General features: G+C 50.7%; 10 protein-coding genes and 1 tRNA gene. 3 read left to right on the top strand and 8 right to left on the bottom strand.

The genetic code is table 11. The annotated features are described in order from the left end of the window. Window positions 1-112: 112 nt before the first annotated feature. Together glpD and NEA10_RS15875 are read left to right on the top strand one after the other, a co-directional pair. Window positions 113-1,798 (top strand): glycerol-3-phosphate dehydrogenase, encoded by a 1,686-nt coding sequence (gene glpD, locus NEA10_RS15880; RefSeq protein WP_252662328.1) that lies wholly within the window; start codon window positions 113-115, stop codon window positions 1,796-1,798. Window positions 1,799-1,893: 95 nt separating this feature from the next. Further along, window positions 1,894-1,965, top strand: a tRNA-Gly gene (locus tag NEA10_RS15875). Window positions 1,966-2,006: 41 nt separating this feature from the next. On the opposite strand, the gene NEA10_RS15870 is transcribed toward NEA10_RS15875, so the two are convergent. The 6 genes from NEA10_RS15870 to NEA10_RS15845 form a co-directional block, all read right to left on the bottom strand. Then, on the bottom strand, window positions 2,007-2,609 hold the full coding sequence (locus NEA10_RS15870; protein WP_374111782.1) for a pilus assembly FimT family protein: 603 nt from the start codon (window positions 2,607-2,609) through the stop codon (window positions 2,007-2,009). Between the two features lie 68 nt (window positions 2,610-2,677). Beyond that, the gene (locus tag NEA10_RS15865; RefSeq protein WP_374111781.1) at window positions 2,678-3,727 is read right to left on the bottom strand and encodes a prepilin-type N-terminal cleavage/methylation domain-containing protein; all 1,050 of its coding nucleotides are present in this window, start codon (window positions 3,725-3,727) and stop codon (window positions 2,678-2,680) included. A gap of 61 nt (window positions 3,728-3,788) precedes the next feature. Further along, window positions 3,789-4,532, bottom strand: coding sequence for a type IV pilus modification PilV family protein (locus NEA10_RS15860; RefSeq protein ID WP_252662322.1), 744 nt, complete (start codon window positions 4,530-4,532; stop codon window positions 3,789-3,791). A gap of 89 nt (window positions 4,533-4,621) precedes the next feature. Then, on the bottom strand, window positions 4,622-9,661 hold the full coding sequence (gene hpsA, locus NEA10_RS15855; RefSeq protein WP_252662320.1) for a hormogonium polysaccharide biosynthesis protein HpsA: 5,040 nt from the start codon (window positions 9,659-9,661) through the stop codon (window positions 4,622-4,624). 382 nt (window positions 9,662-10,043) lie between these two features. Then, a complete protein-coding gene (rpmB, locus tag NEA10_RS15850) occupies window positions 10,044-10,280 on the bottom strand; it encodes a 50S ribosomal protein L28 (protein ID WP_252662318.1) in 237 nt (78 codons plus the stop codon). A gap of 102 nt (window positions 10,281-10,382) precedes the next feature. Continuing rightward, window positions 10,383-11,459 carry a RuBisCO accumulation factor 1 gene (locus NEA10_RS15845; RefSeq protein WP_252662316.1) on the bottom strand — a complete coding sequence of 359 codons (1,077 nt, stop codon included), beginning with the start codon at window positions 11,457-11,459 and terminating at the stop codon, window positions 10,383-10,385. A 128-nt stretch (window positions 11,460-11,587) separates the two neighbouring features. On the opposite strand from NEA10_RS15845, the gene ccmO reads away from it, so the two are divergent. Further along, on the top strand, window positions 11,588-12,460 hold the full coding sequence (ccmO, locus tag NEA10_RS15840; RefSeq protein WP_252662299.1) for a beta-carboxysome assembly protein CcmO: 873 nt from the start codon (window positions 11,588-11,590) through the stop codon (window positions 12,458-12,460). Window positions 12,461-12,509: 49 nt separating this feature from the next. On the opposite strand, the gene NEA10_RS15835 is transcribed toward ccmO, so the two are convergent. Together NEA10_RS15835 and NEA10_RS15830 are read right to left on the bottom strand one after the other, a co-directional pair. Further along, window positions 12,510-13,841 carry a response regulator gene (locus NEA10_RS15835; protein ID WP_252662297.1) on the bottom strand — a complete coding sequence of 444 codons (1,332 nt, stop codon included), beginning with the start codon at window positions 13,839-13,841 and terminating at the stop codon, window positions 12,510-12,512. Between the two features lie 127 nt (window positions 13,842-13,968). Next, window positions 13,969-18,027 (bottom strand): response regulator, encoded by a 4,059-nt coding sequence (locus tag NEA10_RS15830; RefSeq protein ID WP_252662294.1) that lies wholly within the window; start codon window positions 18,025-18,027, stop codon window positions 13,969-13,971. Between the last annotated feature and the right edge of the window lie 72 nt (window positions 18,028-18,099).

The raw sequence follows: 18,099 nt of genomic DNA, 5'->3' as shown, positions 1-18,099 counted from the left end.
GTGAAACGTTGATCGTCCGTCATGACGGAGAGGGGCGGGTTTCGGGCCCGCCGCTCCGTCTGAAGTCCTCTAGGGCGTTCTGTCAACTGTCAACGGTTAATTGTTAAGGATTATGCGAAATCTGGATCACGTCGAGTCTCAAACCTACGACCTGATTATTATTGGGGGTGGGGTGAATGGAGCTGCGGTGGCTCGGGATGCGGCGTTACGGGGTTTGAAACCGATTCTTCTGGAGAAGGGTGATTTTGCGAGCGGTACGTCGAGCTGGTCAACGCGCTTAGTCCATGGGGGATTGCGGTATTTGGAGTATTTTGAGTTTCCCTTGGTGCGAGAGTCACTCCATGAGCGGGAGTTGTTGCTGAGGAATGCGCCCCATTTGGTGAATCCGTTGATGTTGACGGTTCCGGTGTATGGGAAGCGATCGCGCCCCTATTGGAAGATTTGGGCGGGGATGATTCTTTACGATATTTTTAGTTTTGATAAGACTCTCCTGCCTCATCGGATGTTGCCGAAGCGGAAGTTTAAGCAGCATTTTCGCGGCTTGGACCCGGAGAATTTGAATGGGGGGGCGCAGTATTATGATGCTCAGGCCTCGCGGGCGGAACGGATGTGTTTGGAGACGATTCTGGATGCGGAGTCGGCGGGGGCGACGAGTCTCAATTATGTGGAGGTGACGGCGTTACACCGTCAGGGCGATCGTATTACTCAGGTGACCTGTCAGGATAAGTTGACGGGAAAAACCCTGGAGGTGAAAGGAACGGCGGATGTAATGGTGATTAATACCTCGGGCCCCTGGGTGGACCGGGTGTTGAAGGATGGAGAACCCCAGCCGATTGGTCAAACTCGCAAGATCGGCGGAACCAAGGGGTCTCATATTATTGTGAGTCGCTTTCCCGGTGCGCCGGAGAGTGCCCTCTATGTGGAGGCAAAAACCGATGGTCGGCCGTTCTTTATTGTGCCTTGGTTGGGGATGATGTTGATTGGGACGACGGATTTACCCTATGAGGGGGGATTGGATCGGGTCAAGGCAGATGATGAGGAGATTGATTATCTGCTGACGGAGACGAATAACATTATTCCCAGCGCTCAGTTGACCCGTGAGAGTATTAAGTTCACCTATTCTGGGGTGCGGCCCTTGCCCTATGTGGATAAGGGGTCGGCGGGGAGTATTACTCGGAAGCATATTCTCTTTGACCACCGCTCGGAAGGGGTGAGTAATCTGATTTCCTTGATTGGCGGGAAGTTAACGACGTTCCGCCATGTGGGTCAGGAGATTGTGGATTTGGTCTATAAGAAGTGGAAGAAAGCGGCGCCACCTTGTCCGACGCTGCATCGTCCCTTTCCAGGGGCGATTTTACCGAACGACCCCTTGGTGGCGCAGTTGGTGGACCGCTATCGCGATCGCCTTTCGGTGGAGACCCTGTATCATTTGCTGGATCATTATGGCCGTAAGGCGGCGGAGGTGTTGGCTCTGGTGGATGAGTATCCCGAGCTAGGGGCGGCGATTACGCCGGAGTTACCGGATATCCGGGCCCAGATTGTCTATGGGGTGCGATCGGAATATGCCTATCACATGGCGGATATTCTGCGGCGACGCACCACCATTGCCATGCAGAGTTGTTATGGCTTGCAGACCCTGAAAGTGCTGTCCCAGGTGTTGCAGGAGTATTGTGGTTGGTCTGCCGAGGATTGCGATCGTCAGGCGCGGGAGTATCGCCAGTATATGGAGGAGAACTGTATTCCCGACTATGCCATTCCTCAGGGCCGCCGCTCTGGAGCTGAGGCGGTGTCGGCTTAGGAAGGCGGATTAAGTTGAGAAAAGGCTTGTGGCTAGTCCCAGATGTGTTAGGATAGGCAATTAATGCAGTCCTTCGCAGTCTTGGACTAGCTAACGCGGGCGTAATTCAGTGGTAGAATGTCAGCTTCCCAAGCTGAACGTCGCCGGTTCGAGTCCGGTCGCCCGCTTTCTTGTTTTTTTTGGCGACTATCCATCATCCCATAGGAGTTTAGTCTTCGCAGCGATCGGTACGGATAGAGCCGAGGATCGTTGCTACTACAATGCAGCGTCTAGGTCCGTCATCGCCACCATCTCGGGATCTAAAGGCAAGCCGCGCTAGAGTGCCCGACTCATTGTCAGGATCTTCTACGGAATCTAACGAGATCACGCCCCGGTCTTCAAAACGTACACAGTGATCTCCATGCTCGCAGGTCTGACTTAGAGTGCTGCTGTCAAAGTCAAGAGTCACCAAGGTTCCTGCTTCAGGGGCTAAGGTCTGCCAGAGAGGTGCTCCACCACTGACCGCATGTGTAGATCCCTGAATCACCTCATCCTGAATACGGAAACTAGCTTCCCAGGTGCGATTCTCAGTGCTAGCTCGTGATTGAGCGCGACGCATCAATTGTAGGGCAGCATCAGAAGCATTTTTGACACGCTGGTTGTTAACAAAGTTAAGCCAACCCGGAGCGGCAATAGCGGTCAGAATCCCTAACATAACGATAACGACTAAGACTTCAATTGTGGTGAAGCCCTCATTAGTTACTAGGGAGGTGAGCGCTCGTCGTCTTCGCCCTCTTAAGTTATTTAGGTACTGGAACAATAATTTAGTCATCAGCTCTTATTTTTTAACTCACAAACCAGTAGATCGGGGTAAAATAGAGATCTCGAAACCTCTAAATTCTAAAAACGTCGAGGGCTTTTCCTACGAACACTGCGGTTAAGCACCTGGGTTTGAATCGCGGGCATGAACCCTTCGTTGGCACTGCGAATCCCGGGTTTACCAGCAGCATTACCCCGCAAGAAGAGAATAACCTTCTGATTGAAGGCAGTGTCACTATCGCTATTGCTGTCGCCGATGTTATTTCGTCGCCCGACCTCATCTAGAACACAAGCATAGAAATTACGAACTCCGCCAAATCCATTATTGTTTAGGGTTGAATCGTCAGGGGTGAGATTGTAGCCATCTGGACAATCAACTGACATTCCTTGAGCAACATCTTGAGCGTCGGCAATGTCACTCATTGGACGGTCATCGACAAAATCTACTAATGTAATCGGTGCCGGTAGCGTAACTGCCTGACCTGCGGGCCAGTTATCAAAACTCATATTCTCAATTTCACTATCTGTCGGATCGACAAAGTTGTCATTTCGAGTCCCGTCACTGTTGAACTGACGGTAAGCAGTGCGCTGAAGCCGAGCCATACCGGACCATGCGTTACCATTATTTCCCTCATTGCGGGTTAAATAATAGATAATCAAAGTGTTGCTTCGACCCGATACACAGGGGATTCCCCGGGGAAGCTGAGCAAAGTTAGTACAGTCGTTGTTCAGGACGGTTGGAGGCAGATCTTCCAGCTTCCAGAAAGCAAGAACTGGAACACTGTTGGCAGGGATATTAATACTATTGAATAACCCGGATCCACAGGCGTCCTGGTCACCTTCCAAACACCGACCATCATAAACATAAAAAGCTTCCCGGATATCTGCACTAATGTAATCTAGTGCCATTTGCATCTCTCGCTGAGTCTCTGTGCGTGCCGTTTCTCGTGCATCAGATGTCAACAACTCCACCATGAGTGTCATCAAGCCAGACATGATGATCCCAGCAATAATCACAGATACCAAGATTTCCGTTAAGGTAAATCCTAGGTCATGCCCAGACCTCCTACGAGTTCGAGGAGAGCGAAGGGCTGGGGCGACGTAGTGCCAAAGGGTTCTTTGTAAATTCATGGTAGTTCACCAAAAAACACATTATTCAACAGTTTTTACTGCAAGCCTGACTTGTCCATGTTTACGGACGAACCTCATCCGTCAAAAAGATACGATATCTATCCAAGGATAAAGTCGTGTCTCCCTGAGCCATCACAGTGAATAGGCTAGCCAAAGGGCGAGTCCGCTGTTGGCCTTCACCAGTTGTCATGACAAGGGACGCCTGGTCAGTCTCTAGGTTACCAAAATCAGCATTGCGGTAGTAGACCCGAACTCCCATACGGAAAACAATGGGAACTTCAATGGAATTGTTGCTGTTGTTTAGAACTGCGGTGACCTCATTCGTTCGAAAGGTTTGCATATAAAAATCAATTTCACAATCCCCATTAACGTCGACTGGAAAGGCTTGGTTAGGGCTGAGCTGACCCAGGTCGGTCAAATCGTTACAACTGGAGTTGGTTGAGAGTAAGTTGTTAAATATTCCCGTAGGGGGACCTACGTCATTAACGTTGTTTTCACCGGCGAGTGGGGGTAATTGTCTATCAATTACGGTCTGATCATTGATTCCCTGTTCCATCAAGACTCGAATTTGGTCAATCTGACCATGGGCTAACTGGAGAGCTTGCTCAGACCGTCGGTTCTGAATCCGGGTGGCAACGGAAAGGAACATCATCGGGGTGATGGCAGTAGTCACCGCCGAAACAATTAAGATCGCGACTAGCCCTTCAATTAGGGTTAGACCGGAGTTCTTATCCGTCAACAGATGTTGTTTCTGAAGTAAGCTCAGAAGGCGTGGCTTCCAGGGCTGGGTGAGGTATGTCATCATCTTCTCTTAAGGAGGTAGCAGGGCTAAAGCACTCCCCCCCCATCGGGCAAACTCGTTAGAATTTTACCTGGGGGGAAGGGATCGAGTATTTAAGAACAACCTGTGGCTTGCGGGTCAATGGTCCTGCCATCATAAACAGCACAGCGGAGATTTTGAATGTACAAGTCGTCCGCAGAGGGTTCTCGGTAGAACTCACTCCGCACCCGTTCTACGCGAGTTTGCCGGGAGGAAACAGGACCAACTCGCGTCAGTTGTAGAGCAACATCGTACCCCCAAAGACGAGTTGGAGGACCGTAGTAACCAATCACCTCCGCCTCGACTGGGGCTGAGTTCGGACCGGTTGGTTCCCAAGCATCATGGTCATAGGGTCCTGTGGCGTAATTACTGAATCTTAATTGCATCAGAGAACCAGAAATTAAGACGTCCCGATCTCGCCACTCTTCATTGAAACGAGGGAAGTTATGTAATCCTCCATAAGATTGGAGTGCCCGGGATGGAGTGATCCCACTAATCATCATGGCATTGACTCGCTGTTCATCAGCAGCTTCAACAAGTGACTGACGCAGTTGAGGGTTATTGATGCTAGCTCGACTTAAGTAGTTACCGGCATACTGACCGTCTGGGCCAAAATCCCCAATGCCCTTGAGGAATGCTAACGGATTGCCACTAGAAGCAATGCGAATCGGTGAACCAGCATCTGCTGGATTCTCACGCAACCAAACCTCATTATCAGGGATAGTCCCGTTGGGACGTAGAAAGCTGGAATAGGACGTAACACGCCTGCCTGTGTTGCGGAAACAACCATAGACGTTGTCCACCTCTCCAGAGGAAGCATCTCGCCCAAGATCTACCAAGGCCTGTCTCAGTTCATTACCTAAGCCAACAGAGCTAGTGGCAGGCGTGACAATTAGTAGGTCTTCAACACTGCCATCACAGAACTGGTCTGAGAGAATGGCAAAGCCATCGACGAGGAACTCACTGTAACGCCAACTGTCCCCATCAGGATTTGCAAAGTTATCGTCGAGTCGGTTGGTGTTTTGACGCTGGTTATAGAACCGGTTCGGACCCCAATTGTTCTGATCTGACAAAGTGACCTCAAATTCCTCAATGACGTTGTCACAACTATCTCCAGGAGTTTTATGGCAGTTAAAGTTTCCCTGAACAAAGGCGGGGTTATCGGAGATGAAACTTAGACCAAAGGGTTGTACCCCAAGGGTGGGGCGTGAGATGTCTTCTCCATTGATGATCCGGAAGCCATGAATTTGGCGGTCGGGATCTGGGTTGAAGTTTACCGATTTCGGGCTGATGCCATTATTCTGGTTGACACGGGGATCGATGCCAGTAATCACATTGGTGTTACAGCCGCTACCAATATTTCCCGCGTTTTGACAGTTCCCACCTGGGGCCCGTTCGATAGCATCCTCGCGGACACCGTCTTCCCGGAAGGCATAGACAATTCCACCGTCGAGCAACGCATCATCACGGTCATCCCCGGCTGCTAACCAGGTATCTCCACTGGGTGTGGTTCCATTGAGCTGATTGTTGACCCTGTTGGATAACAATTCCAAATCCACATTCAAGGCACGGGTATTCATACGATCGCGCCCCATGTAAAAGGCGTTGTCCTTGAAAGCAACCCGGAAATAGGTTCCATCTTTGTAAACCAAACTATAGGCTTGACAGTTGGGGTTAATGATGGGATTGGCCCCTGCACTGGCGTTGTTGTCACAACCAATGGTGGAGGGGAGACCATTGAGTTCCACGTAGGGAAGGGTCAGCTCAGTCTCCAACCCGATGGGTTGAATGACCACATCAGTCAGTTGTGCGGCTGTAAAGGTAATGGGTTGAGATGGCTGAGGAAAATTACCATCGCTGGTGTACCAAATCTCATCATCAATGTCACCATCTTGGTTCAAGTCATACCCCTGGACGGAGCCATTGTTTGCCAGCCACGTCAAATTCAGGATGCTGCTGTGATTGTTGGATAGCTGAAAACTAGCAACCTCTGTTTCAGACTCGGGTTGGTTACCAATTGGCGCGGCATCATCTGAAGGGAGAACATAGTAGAGGGATGGAAATTTCGGGCTAATAGCACAGAGACTATTCGCGAGGGTGAAATTCTGTAGATCGCTGCTTGTCCCAAACTGTGACCAATCACAACCGAAACTCATCTCTAGTTCCACTTCTGCATCGGCGTTAATTTCATACTCCTGTTGATGGTTGAGAGCTTTGCCAGCAAACGCACTTAAGGGTTGAAGGACAGCCGAGCTGCCACCAGTGGACACACTACTGTTATCGACATCAAAGCAGTCTCCTAAGCGCTGACCTAGACCACAAATGTTATCGGCATCCAAGTTTTCGATATCATCGATGATGTCTTGAGAAGGTTGATTAAAGTTGATACTAGCGATCGCAGGACTGATGGAGAACGGGACTATCTCCTCATGCTCCGTGGTATCGGAAGGAAGAAAGCCAAAGCGGCGATCGCGCTTCACCTGTTCTTTCAGATAAATCAGGCGAGCGAGTTCTTGCAGATCCTCTGTTTCATACGCATCCGCTGTTGTATCCGTGTAGGCCAAGGCCTCGATATAAGCTTCAGGACTCGGAGTCATCCTCACAACTGGAGCATCGTCGTCATCCAAGATAATCAGGGTAGGAGCATCATCATCTCCGTTGAAGTCTTCATCTAGATCTGTTCCCCCTTTATAGGCGGTATAGGTGTTGGCGAAATCCCCTAAATCTCCAGTTGGGAAGAATAAGACCTCACCATTGCTAGAACTACCGTCGCGAAGTTGCAACAGGCGATCCGCTAGGGCCTCTAATTCAGCAGAAATAGAGCCATAGTCGAGCGCATCTAGGTAACTGAGGTTGTACGCCAAAGCCCCCAACGTTAACGCCGCTGTATGCTTATTGGAATAATCTGCCAGGCTGCCTAAGTCGTTACTAAGGGTACGTCGCAAGTTGGAGAAGTTCCCCCACTCGGTCATAGCTGGGCTAGGATGGATTGCTCCCGGCTCTTGTAAGGGCGGGAATGCTCCGTCTGGATCCCCGGCAAAGTTGGCAAGGTTTTGCAAGGCATTATTGACATTGTTGTTAGCAATATCCAACTGACTCACATCCAGTTCCCAGCCGTTGGTACCACGACCGGTGAAGAAGTCCACTAACAGTTCATCGTCATCATTGCCAAATACCGGACCGAACAGGGCATTGTAGGCTGGGTCAACCCCAAACTCAATCTGGGGTTTTTCAAAGATGGCCGCTCGCTTCAAGGTTTCAGCTGTTCCTGGGTGGACGGTCGTTAGCAGGGCCGCAACTGGAGCCTCATCCGTGCCATCTGCTCCCTCACGCCAATGATAGATAGCCGTCGTCTGAGCCGCCGCCAAGTTATCTCGGAAGCTTCGACGTTGCAAGGATTCATGTTCCCGATTGGCAGTAAGATCAAGATCATTGACTACTTGGGGAACATCACTGTTTCGGCTAACTTCCGTGGGACTGGAAAATGGGTCATTCCCCAGTTCCAACCGCTGTCCAACGATGATTCGCATCCCCTCACGCCAGGCACGCCGCTCCCAATAGCCATCAAGTCCCAACTCCTTGGGGTTTTCATCGGCTTGGACACTAAGGCGGATCAGTTTTTCCGTTTCAGGAGAGGCTCCGGTGATTGGTTCTCCAACCCTCACGCCCAACCCCACTTCTTGAGATTCTCCAGCAACCACTTCAGTACCCCGGATCAGCCGTAGATCCCGATCTCCCCCGTAAACTGGAACTGGTCCATAGCGATCATCAGCTCGGTACACATCATCAATAAAGGGAGGGTCGGTGCGCTGATTTAAAATCCGGGGTTCGTCAACCTCGTCTTCGCTGGGAAAGTTCTTCCAGTCGTTGCTGCGGTTAACGTTGCCGCGAGGCTGAGAGACATCTTCAGTAAAAAGACGAATGGGGTCTAAGCTTGCATCTGCTGGAGTTGTATTGCCAACCGAGTCATTATCTTGGTTGAGTTCAACAAAGTTTTCATTGGTGGGGACTGCTTCACTCCAGACATGGAATGTCCCTCCGGGGCTAGACGTATTTTCATTCATCAACCCTGCGATAACCTGACCGGTGAACTGATCATTTTCAGATACTGTAATCTCTGAAGTACTGGCACCGGCTTGATAAATGCAGGATCCAGGACCACTGACTAGATAGGCTTGGAAAAATTCGGCAGAAGAGCGATTTCCAACTATAAAGTTTCCATCAGTGTGCATGGCACCATTCCAACGAAAGTCAGCCCCTGGGAACACCTCCAAGTCATTACGGAACCAAGCCCCCCACTTATTAAGCCGGCTAGCCTCCCGCTCTTGTTGCACCTCTAAGGTGGTCACAGCTCGATCCTCGCCTTCTGAAATCACAAAAGCATTGACTTGAAAGTTTTTACGGAGCAGTGCTGTACTCACTGCATCACGCAACCAACCATTCTCAATAGGAATCGTCCCATCACCACACCCAGGCCTAGGTTCTCCAGACACTGGCCCTTGGCGTACCAGCAAGTCTCTTGCCCGGGTTTGTAAATCGGGATTTCCGTCAGGAAATTCCCAAATAATTGAATAAGCAACGGTCAAATCTGTCTCCCCATCACCACTACTATCTTCCCGATAAGCCCAAGCATTATCGACGTTACCATCGCCGTTAATATCAATCCGAGTTTCACCGGGAAGTGTATAAGGGTCATCCGCTGCCGGAACGCCCGGATTCAACATAATTGTCCGGAGTAAGTCCTGGGCCGGAATACCAGAGGGCAAGCGAGGCTCACGATCCCTATCAAACATGAACTCTAACTTGGCCTTGGCCCGGTCGATCGCCGGTGTGGCGGCATTATAAATAATGCGATCGCGCCGAGACAGCATCACCTGTTCAGTCCGGTTAATCGTCCGCAGCAGAATTGCCCCCACAATTAGGGACAACACCAGCAGCAGCATCACCGCTGTCGGTAGCACAAACCCCGCCACTCGACGCTGGGAGCGGCGACGGCGGGGTGGGGCAACCCGATGTAACAGACGGCGCAGCCAACGAGAAAAGTGGGTGTACAACCGCTTACTGGTGTTGCGCAACCAGCGTTTTATGGGAGTCCAGATGTGGGGGGTAGCCATAGTTTTAAATCAACTCGGCAGATGCCATGTGCTGAGCAAAGGGGAGAGAATAGTAGGATAATTCAGGAAAATATAATCTGACGCTGACTGGGGACTCTAGAAACTCAATTTATAGAATTGGGGGCGTAACGATGTTTTGAGCATCGCCCCGCCTTAGTCTTAACTTATCCTGACTGAGAACGCCAAGAGAGGATCTACGGATGCACCTCTAGCTTACCCAGCTTCAAGGCAAAATCGATCAGTCGAGGGTCAAACCCCTCATTCCACAAAATCCGTAGAACTACGTAGCCTTCAGCCATGCCTTCAGACACCCTGCCAACAACAAACCGGGAGTTTGCTGCAACAGCGCCCCCCCGGCTTGACAAAACCCTGAACGGATGGATTAGAACTTGTTTAAGTCCAGTCCCGCTTCCTTGGCGACCATTGCCAGACCCTTGCGTTGAATGGTTTTGATCATCTTGGTGGAAACCCGTAGGCGCACCCAGCGGTTGCCTTGGGGCCACCAAAAGCGTTTCCATTGCAGGTTGGCTTCCTGAAGCCGTTTGGTGCGACGGTGGGAGTGGGACACCGCATAGGCGTTGTTGGCTTTTTTTCCACTGACTTGGCATCGACGTGCCATAACCGAAAATCTCCTTGACGAACAAATGATGCTGAATCGTAATGGGGCTTAGCTACAAAAAACCCAGCTTTCCATCTTACCATAATCTGGCCCTAATTTGGCTCAATCATCCATCTGCCAAGGCTCGGTGATATTCCCCTCATCCAAAATTCGCTTGGGACGCAACACCAGTAACAACTGGCCCAAAATCGTCAGATTCGGGGTCTCCTCAAACCAAGCCAAGCGAACCTGCTGCCCCTCTTGCACTAGGAAATAACTGTTTTCATCCCAATCCCGTTGCCCCCGGTCAATAGCAACAATCACCCTCTCCCGAACGCCCCCGGCGGAGTTGGGTAAACTCTCGCTGGAGGTTAAAAATGCCACTGGGTCCCGAGCCTTTAAGACTACCTGCCAACCGGGAACGGGAACGCAGGCACTGTCACTGGGAAGCCGGGTAATCTGGAACGGCTCTTCCGGGGCGATCGCCCCCACGGCTTCAATCTCAGCGGCCGTCAGAGGCATCTCCCCAGCAAAGGGCAACAGGCGCGGTAACTCCTCACTACTTTCTGGGCGATATAATGGGAGTAGAGGCGCTTGACGCGGAGCGGGGGCCGTCAAATTCTGTAACAGGGTCTCCAACTGTTGACGGGCGGTCTCGGTTTCAGCAAAACGCAATCCCTCACCAATCAACCGGGCCCGTTGAGACAAGTCCCGCTGCCGTCTGGCCTGTTTCCAACATTGATAGGCCACCGCATCCCCCGGATGACGGCTAAACCCCTCGGGAATCTGAGCCAGACAGGCCACGGCCTTGATATCATGACTCAGACGATGGGCCCCATCCACATCCAGGCGTTTCTGGGCCGCCAAGGTCGCCGCTTCCACCCGTTGCCGCTGGTTGAGAATCCGCAACTCATAGAGAACATCACTGCGGGGCCCCTCACAGTACGCCAACACCTCCGGCGCGGCCTCACCCTCAATAAGACTGTCATAGACTTGAGCTGCGACAATCACCTGATTCTGAACCAGGGCCTCAATCCCCGTCTCCTCAAAAATATCCGCTGCTGCATAGCCGGCATCCTGGAGTTGCTTGCAGAGTTTACCCCAGTGAATCCAATTCCCTTCCTTATGACGGAGCGATCGCAACATCTCACGAACCTCCTCATCCGCTAGTTTTTGTGGCTCAGGCTTGTGTTCAGTCATCGTCCATCAGCATTCTTGATACAATCATCGTAAGCACGATTTGAGGCCAAACACTAGCCCTCTACAATTTTTCCAGAACCCTGTTGCCGCTTCCCTGTCCGTCGCACCTCCGCAAGACCCAAATCTTCATGTCTCAGACCCCTCTCAGCCGCATTCCTGCTTCTGTTCCCAAACAACGGAAACGCCTTAAGTACCAAGATACCGCCCTAGGCATGGTATCAACTCGTAGTTTCCCGGCGATTGTCGGTACGGCTGACATGATGGTCAAGTCCGCCGATGTGATTCTCGTCGGCTACGAGAAGATTGGCGCGGGGTATTGCACCGCCATTGTACGAGGGCGCTATCCTGATGTCCGCCTGGCAGTGGAAGAAGGAGCCAAAACCGCCGAACAGTTTGGACAACTGATCTCCAAATCAACGATTGCCCGTCCCATGCCGAACCTGGAAGTGGTCTTCCCTCTCGGTAGCCGCTTAGTGGAACTGTGCAACCAACAACGGGGCTATTCCCGCCTCAGTAACCGGGCCATCGGCCTACTGGAAACCCGAGGCTTTCCGGCCATGGTGGGGGGTGCAGATGCAATGCTGAAATCAGCGGATGTACAACTGGCCGCCTATGAAACCATCGGTGATGGCCTCTGTACCGCGATTGTTCGAGGAACTGTGGCCAATGTGGCCGTGGCGATTGAAGCGGGGATGCACGAAGCCGAACGCATTGGCGAACTGCACGCCGTGATGGTCATTCCCCGACTGTTAGAAGACTTAGAAAACGTCTTACCAGTCGCCAGCTACTGGCTGGATGAGATGGAACAACCCTTACCTGTTCTCGTCTCCTCGCCGGTGGAAACGGAACCGGCCAAACCCATTGCATTACCAGCGTTGGAAAAAGTTCCCGTGGAAATTGAAGACCCCCTGCAACACCCGAGGGAAGAAGAGATTGAAGAACTCATTGCTGAACCTCTACCTGCCCCCAGACAAGACCCGCCGGACTTCGAGCTAGACTAAATTTAAGCGGCGGTCTCACGATCTTGACAACTCATTGAGTCTTCGGCTTCTAACGAATCATGGGAATCGCTTGTGTCTGCTCAGATAGGGACTTTGGGATACCAGAATTCCGCGTCTGCACTTGAGATTGGGTCAGGGGTTGCCTCACCGGTAGGTGAACAAAGAACCGAGTTCCTCGATTGGAGTGGGAGTCATAGCTGAGTTTTCCACTATGCTGTTGAACAATGATTTGATAGGCGACAGCTAAGCCTAATCCTTTGCCCTGTCCAACAGGTTTAGTGGTGAAAAAGGGATCGAATACCTTGCCGTTAAGATGCGAATCAATCCCCACGCCGTTATCCACAATTTCCACTTCAATCCAATCGGGGTCTAGAGAGCGGGTAATAATTGATAGGCTTGGCGTCCAACTCTCATCATGTTTGCAGACTTGTGCTTTTTCAGACATGGCATCAATGGCATTTTCTAAGACATTAAACAGAGCTTGGTTGATTAAGCCAATATCACCTTCAATGTTCGGGAGTTCCTCATAATTTTTCTCAATGGGCATGACGGAGATGCGGCCTTGAGTATTGTGGAGACGGGGCTGTAACATGGACAAGGCCAGATCGAGAGCATGGTGTAGGTCAATTTGATGAATCCCACTACGCTCCTGACTGGAAAACTCCCGTAGGGCAATGACAATTTCTCGAATTCGCTCTGACCCTTCCTTCATAGAACCGAGCATTTTCTCTAAATCTGCCATCACAAATTCAAAATCAATTTCTTCGAGGGCACTCAAAAGTTGTTCTCGGGAAAAATTTTCATCATCACGAATCTGTTGAATTAGGCGAGAAATATCTCCGGTATAGTTTTTAATATGACTGAGATTGCCATAAATAAAACTAATGGGATTGTTGATTTCATGGGCAACACCTCCCACCAAGCGTCCCAAACTTGACATTTTTTCACTTTGTACAAGTTGAACTTGGGCCGCTTGCAAATCATGTAAAGATTTTGTCAATTGTTGATTGAGATGATTCAACCGTAATCCAGAGCGAACTCGGGCTAGAAGTTCTTCCGTTTCAATGGGTTTCGAAATAAAGTCATCAGCACCTGCATTTAAACCACAAACACGGTCATCGAGATGTTCGCGAGCGGTTAGGAGAATAAAAAATGTGGCTTCTAGTTTAGCTTTGGCTTTCACCCGACGGCAGAGGTCAACGCCGTTGAGTTCGGGCATCATCCAATCACAAATAATGAGATTGGGACAATGCTGACTCGCTAAGTCCCAGCCTTGTTTGCCGTCATTGGCTATGAGCACCTCATGACCTTCGCTTTCAAGGAGGTCTTGCAGAACTAGCTGAGTTGTAATCTCATCATCAATCACTAAAATAGTAGCCATAATTTCTATACACTTACATCTGTAGTTAGGAGAATCACCAGGGGAACACTAGACGAGGATGGGGACAAATCAAGGGCAACTCTCAAGGAACGCCATGAGGGGGGGGACAGTAGTGGTTATCATTCGCTCATGATAACTCTAGGGTTTCCATAAACTGATGGATGTGTTGCCATTGCATCATCAGCCCTTGGAGATGAGCCTCAACTGCCTCAAAATCGTTCTCCTTGGCAGCGGCTTCTAAGTCCGCTGAGCGCTCAGACATTAGAGTTGCCCCCACATTAGCCGCCGCCCCTTTAATTCTATGAGCCATTTCCATGAGGCGATCGCTATCTTGCTCATCTAAAGCAATTTTTAATGTCTCTAAATCTGCATCGGTGGCCTCAATAAATGCTTTCAATAGGCGTTTTTGTAAGGATACATTGCCCCGAGAGACCCGCGTTAGGCGCTCTAAATTTAAAGGGCTTGATGTACCAGGGTACTCTGGGTTCATGTCCGTTTTCTCCGTACACAACTGAGGCTCGGTGACCTCATCTTTCAAACTCTGAGGATTCTGAGGACTCTTGAGAGTTGAGGGTTGGGATGAGGTCTTGCTCATGACCGGTGCTGGAGTACCAGAACGCGCTTGTGATCTCAGGTCGCCCGTACTGTGGCTTATGGTAACAAATTCAGCTTCAGTTGACGAGCGATCGCGCCGCTGCTCAGGAGTATTTGTCCAACGTTCGAGGGTGGCCAGTAAAACATCCCAATCGACGGGTTTGGGGATATAGTCATCCATTCCTGCTTCCAGACATTGTTCTCGGTCGGTGGGCATAGCATGGGCCGTTAAGGCAATAATGATGGTATGGTGGCCCTGATGATTCTGGCTGTTCTTTTGGGCCTCCCGACGACGCAACTCACGGGTAGCTTCATAGCCATCGAGAACCGGCATTTGACAATCCATGAAAATCAAGTCATAAGAGTTATGACTCCAAAGTTTTAAGGCTTCTTCGCCATTACTGGCACAGTCAATTTGCACAGCCCCAAGTTCTTGCAGTTGGGAAATAATCACCTGTTGGTTGGTGGGATGATCTTCGACCACCATTAGGTTAAGGTGAGAAAACCGTTTTGAGGGCAGGGGTAATTCCGGGTCAAAAAATCCCGTATCACTCTCGGGATCTCGTTCCAGATGAAGTTGAGGGGCGACAGCGGTAATCAGAGCGTCAAATAGCCTCGAAGCCCGCACTGGCTTGAGAAAATAGCTGGCTGCGGCTCCCTCTTCTAGGAAGGCCTCAGCGGTGGCCCGATCCTTAAAGTTACTCATCACAACAATTTTAGTCGCTCGTAACAGGGGATAGGCACGAATTTCGTTGAGGAAGTTTTCTCGGTCAATGTCAGACAGTTGTAAATCTAAAATTAGCACATTGTAGGGTTGCGATCGCTCCGCTGACTCCTTCAAGGTTTCCAGGGCATTGGTTCCCGTCCCCACTTCCGTAATTTGAGTAATCCCCCAAGACTGAACTAAATAACGCACCGACTGGCGAGTGGTGGCATTTTCTGCCGCCACCAACAGCCGCAGGCGACTGATATTCAGGGGCATTTGTGGCAAAGACGAGGAGGGGGTGGAATCGGCCAACTCCAGAGGAACAGTGAACCAAAAAATTGAGCCAATCCCCTCAACACTTTCAACGCCAATCTCCCCATTCATCAGATGAACTAATTGCTGAGAGATGGCTAACCCTAACCCCGTTCCACCATACTGGCGGGTGGTTGAGGCATCCACTTGGGAAAAGGACTGAAACAGTTTCTGCTGAGCCTCTTTAGCAATGCCAATTCCTGTATCGCGCACCGCAAAACGAATCGTAGCTGAATGATGATTCTCCGACTGTAGGGCCGCCTGAATCACCACTTCACCCCGTGCGGTGAACTTAATAGCATTGCCAACCAAATTGAGTAACACTTGGCGCAAGCGAGCCGGATCTCCTCGGAGATGGCGGGGAACATCGGGATCAATTAAGGTCGCCAGTTCCACCCCGCTTTTATCCTCTACCTGGGTCGCCATAACATCGACAATATCCTCAATGCAGCGATCTAAGTCAAAATCAATGGCATCGAGTTCCATTTCTCCAGCTTCGAGCTTAGAGAAATCGAGAATGTCATTGATGAGAGTCAGGAGATGTTGAGCACTGCGGGAAATCATCGAGACATAATCCCGCTGTTGTCGGTTCAACTCAGTCCGACTGAGGAGACTGGTCATTCCCATAACCCCATTCATGGGGGTACGAATTTCATGACTCATATTGGCTAGGAACTCGGCTTTGAATTGGGCCGCGCGTTCTGCTTCTAGACGGGCTTTCACTAAGTCATCAATGCGATCGGTCACAGTAATCACGCCACCAATGGCCCCATTCCCGTCATACCAGGGGTGAATGGCCGATCGCAGATAGACGGTTTCCCCGTCTTCCCGTAGCCAAACGACTTCCGGCTCACTAATCACCTGACCCTGCAAGGCCGCTTGATGGGCCTGATGGCGATCGCTAGGTAAATCGGGCAACACCTCGTAGAGAGACTTGCCTAAAAGGTCAATACCTTGGAGATGATAGTCACTGAGCAACTTGTCGCTGTACGCCAGGTAACACATATCTCGGTCAAACATGGCCATGGCCACAGGAGCATTCGTCACGACTTGCCGCAGTTGCTGTTGTTCTCGTTCCAGAGAAATCACGGCTCGCTGGGTTTCCGCATGGAGATGAGCTTGGGTTAGGGCGATGGACAGTTGTGCCACCACTCGCTGCATTAACTCCTCCTCATTTTCATTAATGGGAATGGGCAGACTATGATGACACAACAGATATCCCGGGGTTCCTAAGCGATTGATAACGGGGAAGGCAGAGTAATGACCCTGATGCAGGGTGATAGATTCCCCTTGTGGTTGACGAATAAGAGTCAGGGTTTCACCATTACGCAGCTGGCTATCGAGATCTTTCTTGGGATCGGCAGACTCAAAATAACTACTGTCCGCAAATAGAGAACTGTCTTGGGGATAACGGTGGGCCAGATGTAGAGATTGCTGAGAGCGGTTGTACCGGCCAAAGGCGATCGCATCAAAGACGAGTAAATCCGTGAGTTCTTCTAGGGTTGGGGGTAATGTTTTATCGAGATCCAGGGAAGTATGTAGGCGACTGGTGAGTCCATTGAGGATGGCTTCCCGTTCCGCGCGGGCTCGGGATTGTTCGCCATAATTGATTTGTCGTCCTGCTAGAATTGTCGCGATGGCCAAGATGACCCCAAGGACGCCGGCTAGCCAATTGAGGGATTCGAGTTGCGTTTCAATGTTCTCCTGAGGAATGATCAGAGTAACAGTCCAGTTGAGAGAGTCAATACGATGGTTTGTAAAATAGATAGGCTCACCGTTGAGGGTCCCGGATTGCAGGACCTCGGGGTTTAAGTCGGCTGTGACCAGGGAGGTAAATTCTTGGATAATCTGAGGTGAACTGAGTTCTAGGGATGCAGGCAAATGCTCTTCGAACCCGAGATGCGTAACCGGGTTGTTCTGAGAGTCAAAGGCGATCGCATAACTGTTATCACCATATTCAATGCGATTGAGGGTCTTAATAGAGTGCTCAATACTTAGCCCCCCGATTAAGGCAGCCCGTGGGGGGAGTTGAGGGTCTTCTGGATTACTCCAGAGGGGGACCGCAAAGCCAATTAGGGGTTCACCCAGGGCGCGGCCAATAATCGGATCACTGAAGCTGATACGCCCCTCTTTCATCGCCGCATGGAAGTGGGGACGGTCAGCCATGTACCCAGTTTGTTGTTGATAATTGACAAACTCTCCCTCAGGATTGGCAATGGCGAGGCTAACCAAGGAATCGAGACGCTCTACTTCCCAGGCTAAGTAGGGTTGGATTTGCTCCCAATTTCCTGACCGCAGGGTTGGGCTATTCGCCAGGGTTTCTAGGTAGTCCTGCTTGTTGTTAAACCAATCTTCGAGTTCCTGCCCTCCTTCGCGAATCTGGTTGATGGCACCCTGACTGATATTTTTGAGGAGCAACTCACGCACCAGTTGGTAACTGACCCAGGCCGTTACGCTCACCCCCACCGCTAGGCTGCCAAACAGCGCATACACGAGTAAGTTACGGGGACGCCACCCTGATTGATGTCGTTGCCGCCAACGCTGCCAGATTTTTTGAGGGTGTAGGTAGTCCATAAGAAGGGGGTCACGCAGGTGAGGCAAGGTCATGAGGGTCTAGGTGAGGGGGATAGCGAGACAGATGCTAGA

It is taken from the genome of Phormidium yuhuli AB48, from assembly GCF_023983615.1.
Classification (GTDB): Bacteria; Cyanobacteriota; Cyanobacteriia; order Cyanobacteriales; family Geitlerinemataceae; genus Sodalinema; species Sodalinema yuhuli.
The sequence above is the reverse complement of the archived record's forward strand: the minus strand, read 5'-3'. Positions and strand labels throughout refer to the sequence as shown.

Bases quoted from the DNA above. Each gene is read 5' to 3' on its own strand.
- ccmO (WP_252662299.1), top strand. From the start codon at position 11,588: ATGTCTCAGACCCCTCTCAGCCGCATTCCTGCTTCTGTTCCCAAACAA.
- NEA10_RS15830 (WP_252662294.1), bottom strand. From the start codon at position 18,027: ATGGACTACCTACACCCTCAAAAAATCTGGCAGCGTTGGCGGCAACGA.
- NEA10_RS15865 (WP_374111781.1), bottom strand. From the start codon at position 3,727: ATGAATTTACAAAGAACCCTTTGGCACTACGTCGCCCCAGCCCTTCGC.
- hpsA (WP_252662320.1), bottom strand. From the start codon at position 9,661: ATGGCTACCCCCCACATCTGGACTCCCATAAAACGCTGGTTGCGCAAC.
- NEA10_RS15860 (WP_252662322.1), bottom strand. From the start codon at position 4,532: ATGATGACATACCTCACCCAGCCCTGGAAGCCACGCCTTCTGAGCTTA.
- NEA10_RS15835 (WP_252662297.1), bottom strand. From the start codon at position 13,841: ATGGCTACTATTTTAGTGATTGATGATGAGATTACAACTCAGCTAGTT.
- NEA10_RS15870 (WP_374111782.1), bottom strand. From the start codon at position 2,609: ATGACTAAATTATTGTTCCAGTACCTAAATAACTTAAGAGGGCGAAGA.
- glpD (WP_252662328.1), top strand. From the start codon at position 113: ATGCGAAATCTGGATCACGTCGAGTCTCAAACCTACGACCTGATTATT.
- NEA10_RS15845 (WP_252662316.1), bottom strand. From the start codon at position 11,459: ATGACTGAACACAAGCCTGAGCCACAAAAACTAGCGGATGAGGAGGTT.
- rpmB (WP_252662318.1), bottom strand. From the start codon at position 10,280: ATGGCACGTCGATGCCAAGTCAGTGGAAAAAAAGCCAACAACGCCTAT.